The following is a 12,257-nucleotide window of genomic DNA, read 5'->3' on the forward strand; positions in this document are numbered from 1 at the left end:
ATTTTGATCTGCAACGGGCCGCCGCTCGGGGATTCGTCGGGAACCCGCGAGGGACGCCGATCCGTCATCTGAAAGTCTGCGATTCTAGCAGCCGCGTCGCGCCGGGAAGACAGAAACGTTCACGCAGGAGGCGAATCCGCCGCTGTTCGAGGAGCATGCAAGGCATCCTTGATCAACCTGAACACCTGGCCGGACGCCTTGCTCAAGGCTGCGTCCACCTCAGCTTGTTTTTCGGGCGGGAACGGCTCCAGAACGAATTCATCGACGGTCTGCCCCGGTTCCGGTTTCCCGACTCCGATTTTCACGCGGCCGATCCGATCGTCCTGGAAGGCCTCGATGATCGACCGGACGCCCCGGTGCCCGCCATCGCCGCCGCGCAATCGTCCGCGAATGGTCCCCAGCGGCAAGTCCATGTCGTCGTGCAGGAGGATGCACTCGCCGGGGCCGAAGCCGGCTTTACCAGCGAGCCGGGCCAGCGGCGGCCCGAGATCATTCATCCGGGCCAGCGGCTTGACCAGAAGAATGTCCTGGCCCTCCCATTTCGTCCGGGCGAGGTGTGCCAGCTCCATCTCTGTCGTCCACGCCGCGCCCAGGCGCTCGGCCAGCAGATCGACGGCCTGTTGCCCGATGTTGTGGCGCGTAGATGCGTAACGTTCGCCCGGATTGCCGAGTCCGATGATGACGAAATCCGGTTTCGCCTCCTTCCCCGGATCGGCCGGCAACGGCTCATCCCCGTCCGTATCCGGCTCCTCTGCGAAAGGTGCGCTGCCGTCCGCCTCGGCCGCCACGTGGACAAGGTCGCACTGATTGCACCAGTACATGCGGTGGCATGCCAGGCGCCAGCAGGCCACTTTACCCGTACGTGCCAGGACCAGACGCTCCAGATGATCGGTACGCACCGAGCCCTTCAGCAAGACGAGATCGCCCGGCCGAAGATAATCGTCAAGAAAAGCCGCCGCGTTCTTGATCGCCGGAAACGCATACAGCGGTTCGCTTTCGTCTTGCCTGGCCCGCATGCATGCCGAAGCGCGCGGGCCGACAAACACCACGCAATCGGCAATATCGAGCGCCTGGCGGGCGACTTGGACGTAGCGCGGCGTGTAAGGTCCGGAATAGTCCGAGATCGTGCCCATCACGATGATTTTCCGGGATGCGCGCGCCTCCCGCATGAATTCGAAGGACGGGGCGATGCCCCAGAACGGCGCCTTCCAGTCATCGCGGATGAACGTGACGCCATCATCCAGCTCCACCGGACTCATGCGCCCTTCGAACGGCTCGACGGCCGACATGGCTGCCGCCGCCGTGGCCAGCGGAACGCCCATGGCCAGCGCCGCCGCCAGCGCGGCCATCACCGCGGGGAGCCAATGCGCGCCGCACAACCGGGTCTGGACACGGACGGTTTCCCCTTGCCAAGTCACCGTGAAGGCAAGGCGCTCGGGCCACGCCGCCGCTATGGATTCCGCCCGGACCATCGCGCTTGCGCCCGTGCCGAAGGTGACGACGCGTCCGGAAAAACCGGCGCCCATCGCCAGTACCCTAGGATCGTCGGCATTGAGCACGGCGATCCCGTCCGCCGGCAGCGACCTGACGAGCTTGGACTTCTCCTGGGCGACGCCGTCGAGACTGCCGTAGGCGGCGACATGATCGCCGCCGATGGTGGTCACCACGCCGATCGACGGCCGAAACAGCGCCAACGGAAAATCGATTCCGGCCTCGTTGGTGATGGCGATTTCCGTAACGCAATAGGCGTCGGACGGCCGGGTACGCAGTACGAGCCGGGCTACGTCATAAGGACCGTTGAGCGTCCCCTCTCCTTTCCTTCCCTTGGGGAACTGGCGTTCCAGGATGCTCGCCAGCAAGTCCTTGGCCGTGGTCTTGCCGGCGCTTCCGGTGATGCCGATAAATACCGTTTTGCCCAACATCATGCGGCGCACGCGTGCGAGCCTGTAGATCGATCTGCTGAAAACCGACCAGGCATAGGCATTCACCCGCCACTGGATACCCTTCCTACACCGTTCCAGCACACCGGCAGAGAGGTTCCTAAGGCGAAGCAGGCGCCACTCACATCCCTTTCTGATTGCGCTGATGGTCATCATCCCGTCGGCACCGGCCATACGCCGTTTCTATATCCGTCCAGCGACGGCAAGCGCACAACGCGCCGCAAACCGCAGCGGCGTACGATCCCACGGCGTAAAACGAGGAATCAAAAGAGGATCGGAATCACTTTTTCCCACACCGCGCTCGGTAGTCACCGCGGCGGCGAAACCCGCCTCACGGATCATTGCGACATGCTTGGGCGAAAAGTCACGCTCCGGATTGCCGTTGGGATAGGCGAACAGGTTGATGTTTTCCCGGAGTATTGCCTCCAGTTCGGTCTTGCCCCGCACGATTTCCGAATAGGCTTCATCGTCGCCGACGGAATTCAAGATCGGATGCGACCACGTATGCCCGCCAATCTCCATGCCCGCCGCGCGCAGGCTTCTGACCTCATCGGCGGTCATCATCAGGTCCGATGCATCCTCGACTCCGGCACGGCGAGCGATTTCCCGTGCCGCTCTTGCGCGCTGGTCATGGGGCGCGTATTTGAGCTTGCCCAGCACGGCGGCGATCGTCGCCCGGCGATGGTCGTCGGAGGCAAGATCGTGCCGGCCGAGTTCGAACTCGGACCAGTCCAGCAAACCTGCAGGGGATAGCCGGATCGCTTCAATGATGTCGTCGTTCCACATGCGGCCGCCATCGAGAAAACCCGCAGCGACGAAAAAGGTGGCGAAGAGTCCGTACCGCCTCAGCAGCGGCAAGGCTACCGTCAGGTTGTCCTTGTACCCGTCGTCGAAAGTGATGCACGCCGCGGCGGCAGGCAGCGTTCCACTTTTCAACCGTTCCACTGCCTTTCCCAATGGCAGGACCGTGAAATTCCTGCTGATCAGCCGCAGCATCCAGTCGAACTGAAGCGTATCGGGATCGTCCCTGCGCAAAGGGTCCCTCTCCGGCAAAACCCGATGGAAGATGAACACCAATAGCCGGCCCCGATTCCTGCCGGGGGAAAAGACCCGCAGTAGCGGCCGCAAAGCTCCCATGGCCGTCACTTCTTGGCCGACGTACCCTTGCCTCTTATTTCTTCGATAAGCTTGGCCAGTGATTTCGAATCCGGAGCGTTCTTTTTCCCCTCCTCCGCCACCGCCAGGGCTTCGCCGGTTTTTCCCTGCTTCAGGAGAGCCTGCGCCCACCACACGTAGGGAGGCGCATAGGACGGATTGATCTCCCAGGAACTCCGGAACGCTATTTCCGCGTTTCTATAATCCCGCACGCCAAGCAGCGCTTCACCGAGCTTCGTGTACATTTCCGGCAACAGCGCGCTGCCGGGGGACTTCCCGCCGTTGAGCAGCGTGGCATTGATGGAGAACCGGAAATCGTCGGCGGCTTCTTCGAACTGGAAACGGCCTTTTCCCGAGGTTACGCCCAGCCTGTAGGCATTAAGCATGTGCACCAATCCCCAGCAATAATGGTGAATGTGCAGATAATCCTGTCCGAGACGGCGCCTCCATTCGCCCTCGGCGGTCGGACGATACAGAAACCGTGCCACGTGTTCCTGGTTTCGGCAGTACTCCGGCAGTAACTGGTACTGTTCCTTGGTTACGGGATCAGACGCAGCCTCCGCGCTGCCGCACGCCAAGGCAAGAACGACATAAAAACCCAGCCGCTGAAGCATGGACATGTTGAAAGATCTCCCGGCACGAGCAAGCCGATGTCGCCGATGCGATGTTTCAGGATGGTCATGCCTGACGAGTTTGCCGAAAAGTGCAACGTTCATGTAATACGCCTTCCATCTGCAAATATCGGAGACCACGGACTAGAGGACACGCGCATTTGCGAGCAGCCTCGATGGCGGCCACTGCTCCCAGGATCTGGGAATGATCCACACCGAGATGAATGTTGACCTGGACATCAGGATCGCCGCCAGATATGCCAGGCCTATCGCGCCGAACTCGGTCAGGCAGCCATGGACCCAATATCCGAGCGGGCCCATAGGATCATCCGGCCGGGCGATCCATACCCTCCCCAGGACGACATACGCCACCGGGTGGAACAGATAAATCCATATGGAGTTTTTTCCAAGCGCTTCGAGCCACTGGAATTTTGGCGTCAGGCTGGCCAGCCAGACGATGGTCAGCACGCCCGACATTCCAGCCAGGTCCTGCAGGATCATGGTTCCGGGCGCATTGATGCCCGCCAGTTCAAAGGTGGCCATTTCCAGATGCACGGGAACGGATACCAGTCTTCCATAGCTCGCCACGAAGATCGCCGCGACGACCAGCCCCCAGTATCTCGGCAGCCGCACGCTGAGGAGCCGCTGCCAGATCAGTCCAAGAATAAACACATTGGCCATGATGGCCAGTCCGAACGGTATCCACAGCATCGTCAGCCGCGGCAGCAATGGGAGAAGCAAATGGGCCAGGACGGCAAGGCCGACGGCCAGGGATTGCCCCCAGCGCGTCTGGATCGTGTTGTACAGGGCGATCAGGCACGTCAGGCCGAACAGGCTGGGCAGGAACCACAGCATCAGGAAGCCCGAGGCCGGCTTGACGAACGGCGCGTTGCCGATCACCGCGGCCAAGGCCCACGCGGCTACGCTCTCCGCGGGGTTGGTGTGCCGCTGGTACATGAAGTAATAAGCGACCGAGGCCGCCGTCAGCGCCCACCAGTAGGGAACCAGATAACGGGCACAACGGTCGGCGATGAATTCCTTGCTCCATATCTTCCTGCCGAACGTAAATATCAGGAGGAAATAACCGAACACCGGAAACGTTATCGGTTCGAAAAGGGTCGGGAAAAGCTTCCAGAAAAACTCGTTATGGTCCGCCGCAACGACAAAGGCAAGGAGCGCCTTGATGCAGTTCACGTTCGAACCGATCAAGGCCTTGAGCGTGCTTGCTGGTGCGTTTCCGGTCATGATCTCCCTCAAGTCATCGATCCGGTTCTGACCGGAGCGTTGCCCTTTGGACAATCGACAAGCCCTCTTAGTGCGATGAGGATCGCAAAGACCATGTACATGAAATCGAAATAGGCCATGTTCAGTGCGGCACCAGCGACAACGTAGGCGAAAATGCTGTATTGAAGGGTTCTCGCCAGATCGCGCGCCCAATGCCAGTCAGGGCGGTCGCGGACCGCCCGTATCACGTTCGAGGCATTGCGCCAGGACGTGAAAAGAATCGCCAGGAAAAGACCCAATCCTACGAATCCCAAATCGCCGAGCGTCTGGAAATAGATGCTGTGGGCCGCAAATGCGACCCGTATGTTCGGGTCCGGTGTCGGGATGAAATCCAGTTTTCTGAACTCCCGCGCGTATTTCAGCCAGACCGCCAAATCCTGCACAGCGTAGAACCCGCCCCCGAACAGCGGGTTGTCGAGGGCGATCAGCGTGCTTTGTTTCCAGGCGATCACCCGTCCCATGAAAGACGTGTCCTCTTCGACGGACTTGATCGTATCCATGCGGTCGGCCCATCGCTGGGGCGCAAACGACACCGCCGCGATGATGAGCGGCACGGCGATGATGGCGTTGCGAATCTTTTTCGGGCTGCGGATGAATGCGAGAAAGCCCACGGCAACCAGACCGATCAGCCCCCCGCGCGAAGACGTGCCTATGACCGTTGCCACCAGGAACGGTATGGACCCCAACAGCCCCCACCTGAGGAAGCGGTGCGTCGCCTGACGGTAAAGGTAGAAGAATACGGGCAGGATCGTGATGACCGCCAGGGCGAAATGATTGTTGTCGCCAATGATGGAGGAGCCCGGCCCATAGATGTGCGAACCTCCCCGGGAAGCAATGAACTTGGCGCCGGCGAGAACGCCGTGGAAGCCGAGCGACAATACCGCAGCGTAAAGAAGCGCGATTATCCTGTCCTTCGAGGTCATGAGGCCGGCAACCACGAAGACGAAAAGAACGATCTTGAGGAATTCCTGCCATTCTCTCAGCGCATCTCCAGAACTGGAAATCGCGGTGAAAGCCGACACGGTTCCGCAAATGCCGAACAGGACAAACAGCACCAGCGTGCCATTCCACGGCAGCTTCTTCGGTTCGCGCGAAAACAGCCAGGACGCCAGCGCGACGATCGCCACGATCTTGTTGTAGTGGATGGCGCGCGCGAATCCATAAACGAAGGTGTTCGGGATCAACAGCGCCGTCCAGCACCACAACAATGCGCCAATGTGTGGATATCTGAATATCTTCCCCAACAGCAGCATGGCCAGAAAGCCGGAGAGCAGAACGATATCGCGCATCTATTTTCAGTCAGTGAATGAAAACACAGGGTATGGATCGAGTTCGGCGAGGTCGAAAGAACCGCTTTCGGCTTTTCAATTCACGATGCACTGTCTTTGGTTTTGATCTGTTCGCGTCGGACGCTCCACATCACGAGCACGATCATTGCCAGGACATCACAAGCCAGCAGCACTGATTCCATTTTCTCGAACTCCCGACACCATCAATCAAACATAACTTGGGCGCTAGGATATCACCCACCCATGATCTCTCTGAATAAACCGATTTGCGCCCGCGTGGTAAGGTCCCAGCCGAATCCTTCGGCGAAGGCCCGCACGGCTACTGCATCATGGCGGTCGGAAAAAAGTCTCTGGCATGCATCGACCAATGCCTGAGGAGTACGGTTCTCCATTATCCGTCCGGCAACCGGATTCATAATTATTTCCGGCACCCCTCCCACATTCGTGGCAATGGCCGGCACGCCACACGCCATCGCTTCAAGCAGAACGTTCGGCCAGCCCTCCCGGCTGGAGCAAAGAACCAGAGCGTCGGCGGCGCTATACCACCACCTGAGCTCCTGGTTGTCGATTCCCCCGGCAAACAAGACACGATCGCGCACATGGAGATCGTCTGCGCGCTGCTCCAGTTTCTGGCGCTCGGGACCGGAACCCGCAATGACCAAAGACACGTCCGAAGGCAGTCCGGGCAAGGCCTCTATTGCAATATGGTGGCCCTTGAGCTCAACCAGATTTCCCACGGACAGCAAGATTCTGCCCGCGCCGAGTCCCAGCCGCCGCCGCGCCGCAGATTTGGCTTCCGGGCGGAACCGCTCCAGATCGACGCCATTACGGAAGACCCGCAGTTTCTCTCTCACCGCGCCCAAGCAAGCGAGCTTATCCACGAGCGCCTTGCTGACGCCGATCGAAGCAAAGGCCTGCCCTGCCGTTCGGAGTATCAGCCGCCTGGGGACGGCATATCGAGCAATCAGATTCAGATCGGTACCGCGCGCCGTCACGACGAACGGTTTTCCGAGCCATTCGGCGAGCAGCCCGGCCGCCACGCCATCCGGGTAGTAGTAATGCGCGTCGATCAGATCGAAGTCGAATCCATCCCGAATCAGTTGTCTGACTACGGGCAACGCGCCTCGCGCGAGGGTGTAAGGCGCGACGTGCATGCCGACTTTTGGCGGCAGGAAATAGCGCGGATGATGAACCTCCACGCCGTTGCGGCGCTCGAAGCGCGGCGTGGCCGCGAATCTGCCATATTCTCCGAAACGCTCTCCCGGGAACGGAAACCAGGGCACTGGCGCCACCACCTGCGTCTCGACCTCGCCGCTTTTCAGCAGTTCACGCAGGCGCGTCTCGACGAATAAACCGTGCATCGGCCGCGACGAACTCGGGTACAGCGTCGAAAAGAGCAGCGTGCGGATCATCGCGGGGACAGGCCGCTTACCTTCCAATCGGGAAATACTCGATGCCCATGCCACGCACGAGCTTCGGATCGTAGAGATTGCGCCCGTCGAAGATCAGCGGCTGTTTCAAGTGTTCCTTGATGGCATCGAAATCGGGACTGCGGAACTCCTTCCATTCGGTCACGATGATCAGCGCATCGGCGCCGCAAAGCGCTTCCATCATCCCGTCCGCGAATTCCAGGCGCGCATCCTGGCCGTAGATGCGCCGCGCTTCGTGCATCGCGGCGGGATCGTAGGCAGTGACGGTCGCTCCGGCTTCGAACAGGTCGGCGATCAGTTCCCGGCTCGGCGCCTCGCGCATGTCATCCGTATTCGGCTTGAAGGCCAGCCCCCACAAGGCGAAATGCTTTCCGGCGAGGCTGCCGAAACGACGCTTCAGCTTTTCGGCAAGGATGTGCTTTTGCACTTCGTTGGCCTGTTCGACCGCGCTCAGTACCTGCAAACGGAGTCCCGCGTCGTCGCTGGCGGTCTTGATCAAGGCTTTCACGTCCTTCGGAAAGCACGACCCGCCGTAACCGCAGCCCGGATAGAGAAAATGGTATCCGATGCGTGGATCGCTGCCGATGCCCTGGCGGACCATCTCGATGTCCGCGCCGACTCGCTCGGCCAGGTTGGCCAGTTCGTTCATGAAGCTGATGCGCGTGGCCAGCATGGCGTTAGCCGCGTATTTGGTCAGTTCGGCGCTTTTCACGTCGGTGACGATCAGGCGCTCGTGGTTGCGCTGGAACGGCGCGTACAGCGCGCGCATCAGGAGGATGGCCTGTTCGTCCTCGGCGCCGACGACTATGCGATCCGGACGTATGAAATCCTCGACGGCGGCGCCTTCCTTGAGGAACTCGGGATTGGAGACCACGCTGTAGGGAATATCGACGCCGCGCTTCCGCAGCTCGCCGGCAATGACCGCCTTGACCCTGGCGCCGGTGCCCACCGGCACGGTGCTCTTGTCCACCACCACCTTGTAGTCGGTCATCAGGCGGCCGATGTTGGCCGCGGCGGCCAGCACGTAGCTGAGGTCGGCCGAACCGTCTTCGTCCGGCGGCGTCCCCACCGCGATGAACTGGATCGTGCCGTGCCGGACGGCCTGTTCGGTATCCGTGGTGAAGTGCAGCCGCCCGGCCGCTGCGTTGCGCCGGACCATTTCCTGCAAGCCGGGCTCGAATATGGGGATTCCCCCTTCCTGCAGTATCCGGATTTTTTCCGGGTCGACGTCAAGGCAGAGCACCTCGTTGCCGACTTCGGCCAAGCATGCGCCACTGACCAGTCCTACATAGCCGCTGCCCACCACGGTTATTTTCATTGCTTCCCCAATCGTCTGGCTCGATTCATTCCCGGCATCACGCCGTCTGTGCTTCCTGCTCTGTCGTACCGATCAGGCTGCCGTAGACCTGCTGGTAGTTGGCCACGCTGCGCGTCCAGTTGCGTTCCTCGACGACGTAGCGCCGGCCGGCGATTCTGAGTTCCGGCCAATATTCCCGCTTGGCCAGCAGCCTCATGACGGTTTCTGCTAAGGAGTTGACGTTCCCGGCCCGGAACAGCATGCCCGTTTCCCCGTCGCGGATCAGTTCACGATGCCCGCCCACGTCGGAGGCTACCACGAGGCGGCCTTGCGCCATCGCTTCGAGCGGCTTCAGCGGGGTCACCAGATCGGTCAGGCGCATCGAGTGCCGGGGATAGGCCAGGACGTCGATCAGATCGTAGTAGCGCTGGACTTCCTGGTGCGGCACCCGGCCGGTGAACACCACCTTGTCGCCGATGCCCAGATGTTCGGCCTGCGCCTTGAGCGCCGCCTCCTGCGGTCCGCCGCCGACGAGCAGCAGGCGCACGTCCGGCAGGCGGGCAAGAATGCGCGGGAGGGCCTCCAGCAGCAAATCGAGCCCCTCGTAGGCGTAGAACGAGCCGATGAAACCGACCAGCGTGCACGAGGCGAGGCCCAGCCGCGCCTTGAGCGATGTGTCGGGTTCACCGCCGAAGTCGAACGATTCGATGTCAACGGCGTTGGGAATCACCGTCACCTTCTCGGCGGAAATGCCGCGCGCGACGATGTCCGAGCGCAACCCTTCGCAAATGGTCGTCACCCGGTCGACCCTTCGCAACGCCCAGGTTTCCAGGTCGCGGGTCATCCGGTAGCGCAGGCTTCCCTCCGTCGTCGTGCCGTGGTCAACGGCCGCATCCTCCCAGAACGCACGGATTTCATAGACTACCGGCAGGCCGAGCCGGCGCCCGACGCGCAGCGCCGGGATGGCGTTAAGCACGGGCGAATGCGCGTGCAGGATATCCGGCCGGATTTGCCGGGCAACGGCCGCCAGCCGTTCCTCGAGCTGCCTCATCAGCTTGAATTGGCCCAGGACGGGCCAATTCGCCGAAGCCCCTTTCAGCGCCGGGGTCCGGTAGAAATGCCAGCCGTCGACCTCCTCTTCGTCCGCCGTGCAGCCGACCTGTTTGGGCGACGTCAGGTGCGACGTTGCCCATCCCAGTTTGCGCTGTTCGCGCAGGATCGAGAGCGTACGGAAGGTGTAGCCGCTGTGCAGCGGGATCGAATGATCGAGGACGTGCAGGATTCGCAGGGTCATGGCATTACCGGAGAGGCCAGTTGCGCGCCGGACGCTTTCGCCGGGCTGCCGTCCAGCACGTTGCGCAGGAAGGCCTCGAACATCAGCAAGGTCCACAATGACGCGCTGTAGTCGCGCGCGCCGGACTGATGCGCGTCGACGAGATGCTGCAGGTAGGCGCGATCGAACCAGCCGGTGTCGGCCAGCCGCGCCCCGAGCATGGCGTCGCGGACACGCTCCTTGAGCGGTCCCCGGAACCAGCGGGCCAGGGGAACGGCGAAGCCCATCTTCGGGCGGTAGAGGACGTCCTCGGGCAGCAGCGGCTCCATCGTCTTCTTGAGCAGGTACTTGCCCTCCCGGCCGCGCAGCTTGAACGACGAAGGCAAGGTGGCCAGCCACTCGATCAGCGGATGATCCATCAGCGGCTCCCGCACTTCCAGCGAATGCGCCATGCTGGCCTTGTCCACCTTCGTGTTGATGTCCCCGACGAGATAGGTCTTGAGATCGAGATATTGGATCAAGGCCAGCGGGTCGTCCGTTCCCGCGCGCGCCGCATGGCGTTCGAACACCTCGCGCGCGTCGTACCCGGCGATTTCGCGCTTGAAGCGGTCGCTGAACAACTTGTCGCGCATCGGTCCGCGCAGGATCGACACCGAATGGAAATAGGCTTCGACCGGCGTGCGCGCCATGCCCTCGAAGGTCGTCTTGGCGCGCAGGAAACGCGGCGCCCAGTCGGCCTTGGGGTACAGGCGTCCGAGCAGACCGAACACCGGACGGCGGATTCCATGAGGCAGCATCGAGCGCATCTGCTCTTCCATCATGTGCAGCCGGTAGCGCCGATAGCCGCCGAAGCTCTCGTCGCCGCCATCGCCCGACAACGCCACGGTGACATGCCGGCGGGCCAACTGGCAGACGCGATAGGTGGGGATCGCCGAACTGTCGGCGTAGGGTTCGTCGTACAGGGACGCGAGCGTGTCGATCAGGTCGAAGTCCTCGCTTTCCACGACATCGACGTAATGATTGGTGTTGTAACGCGCCGCGACCTTCTTGGCGAATTCGGACTCGTTGAATGCCGGATCGGTGAAGGCGATCGAACAGGTGTTCACCGGATCGTCGGACAGGCCCGCCATCAGCGCCACCACGGCGCTCGAATCGACGCCGCCGGAAAGAAACGCGCCCAACGGCACTTCGGACATCAGCCGCAGCCGGATCGATTCCTTCAGGCGCTCGGTCAGTTCCTCGCGCGCCTGCGCCTCGTCGATCCGGGAATCGACGGTGAAATTCACGTCCCAGTATTCGCGCGGCTCGCCCACGGCCTGCCCGCGCTTGATCAGCAGGGTGCTCGCCGGCGGCAGCTTGCGCGCCTGCATGAAGATGGTGCGGGGTTCGGCCACGTAGCCGAGCGCGAAATACTCCTCGACGGCAAGCGGATCGACATCCTTGCGCAGCCCGCCATGCGCCAGCAAGGATTTCAGCTCGGACCCGAACAGCAGGGTTCCGTCGGGCAGCAACGCGTAATGCAAGGGCTTCACGCCGAGCCGGTCGCGCGCCAGGAACAGCGTTTCGCGGTTGCGATCCCACAGCGCGAAGGCGAACATGCCGCGGAAACGCTGTACGCTCGCCTCGCCCCACGCCTCCCAGGCGTGGACGATCACCTCGGTGTCGCTGCGGGTGTGAAAGACGTGGCCGAGGGCCTGCAGTTCCGGAATGAGTTCCAGGTAGTTGTAGATCTCGCCGTTGTACACGACGCATACGCTGCCGTCTTCGTTGTAGAGCGGCTGCTGGCCGGTCGACAAGTCGATGATCGACAGCCGCCGATGCCCCAGGCCGACGCCGGGCTCGACGTGCAGACCGCCTTCGTCGGGGCCGCGGTGGTGCTGGGCTTCGTTCATGCGCGTCAGAACGGCCCGGTCGATGCTGCTCCGGCCGCGGGTATCGAATATTCCTGTTATTCCGCACATCGTTGTGGCTCCGTTCT

At 61.9% G+C, this 12,257-nt stretch carries 9 protein-coding genes; all 9 read right to left on the reverse strand.

The genetic code is table 11. The features are described from left to right. Nucleotides 1–119: 119 nt before the first annotated feature. Complete coding sequence (pth, locus tag QM701_RS00960; RefSeq protein ID WP_415165243.1) at nt 120–2,114, reverse strand: aminoacyl-tRNA hydrolase; 1,995 nt, start codon at nt 2,112–2,114, stop codon at nt 120–122. Between the two features lie 9 nt (nt 2,115–2,123). Next, entirely contained in the window at nt 2,124–2,975 is an 852-nt protein-coding gene (locus tag QM701_RS00965; RefSeq protein WP_415165244.1) for a polysaccharide deacetylase family protein, read from the reverse strand. 107 nt (nt 2,976–3,082) lie between these two features. After that, nucleotides 3,083–3,715: a hypothetical protein gene (locus tag QM701_RS00970; protein ID WP_415165245.1), complete on the reverse strand. Its 633-nt coding sequence runs from the start codon at nt 3,713–3,715 to the stop codon at nt 3,083–3,085. 135 nt (nt 3,716–3,850) lie between these two features. Then, nucleotides 3,851–4,951: an acyltransferase family protein gene (locus QM701_RS00975; RefSeq protein WP_415165246.1), complete on the reverse strand. Its 1,101-nt coding sequence runs from the start codon at nt 4,949–4,951 to the stop codon at nt 3,851–3,853. Nucleotides 4,952–4,959: 8 nt separating this feature from the next. Then, the gene (locus QM701_RS00980) at nt 4,960–6,279 is read right to left on the reverse strand and encodes a putative O-glycosylation ligase, exosortase A system-associated (RefSeq protein WP_415165247.1); all 1,320 of its coding nucleotides are present in this window, start codon (nt 6,277–6,279) and stop codon (nt 4,960–4,962) included. 233 nt (nt 6,280–6,512) lie between these two features. After that, nucleotides 6,513–7,691: a glycosyltransferase family 4 protein gene (locus QM701_RS00985; RefSeq protein ID WP_415165248.1), complete on the reverse strand. Its 1,179-nt coding sequence runs from the start codon at nt 7,689–7,691 to the stop codon at nt 6,513–6,515. Between the two features lie 16 nt (nt 7,692–7,707). Then, the gene (locus tag QM701_RS00990) at nt 7,708–9,027 is read right to left on the reverse strand and encodes a UDP-glucose dehydrogenase family protein (protein WP_415165249.1); all 1,320 of its coding nucleotides are present in this window, start codon (nt 9,025–9,027) and stop codon (nt 7,708–7,710) included. A 37-nt stretch (nt 9,028–9,064) separates the two neighbouring features. Further along, nucleotides 9,065–10,294 carry a TIGR04063 family PEP-CTERM/XrtA system glycosyltransferase gene (locus QM701_RS00995; RefSeq protein WP_415169323.1) on the reverse strand — a complete coding sequence of 410 codons (1,230 nt, stop codon included), beginning with the start codon at nt 10,292–10,294 and terminating at the stop codon, nt 9,065–9,067. A 2-nt stretch (nt 10,295–10,296) separates the two neighbouring features. Further along, entirely contained in the window at nt 10,297–12,240 is a 1,944-nt protein-coding gene (locus QM701_RS01000) for an XrtA/PEP-CTERM system amidotransferase (protein ID WP_415165250.1), read from the reverse strand. Nucleotides 12,241–12,257 lie beyond the last annotated feature (17 nt).

This window comes from Propionivibrio sp. (assembly GCF_047602565.1).
Taxonomy (GTDB): Bacteria; Pseudomonadota; Gammaproteobacteria; order Burkholderiales; family Rhodocyclaceae; genus Propionivibrio.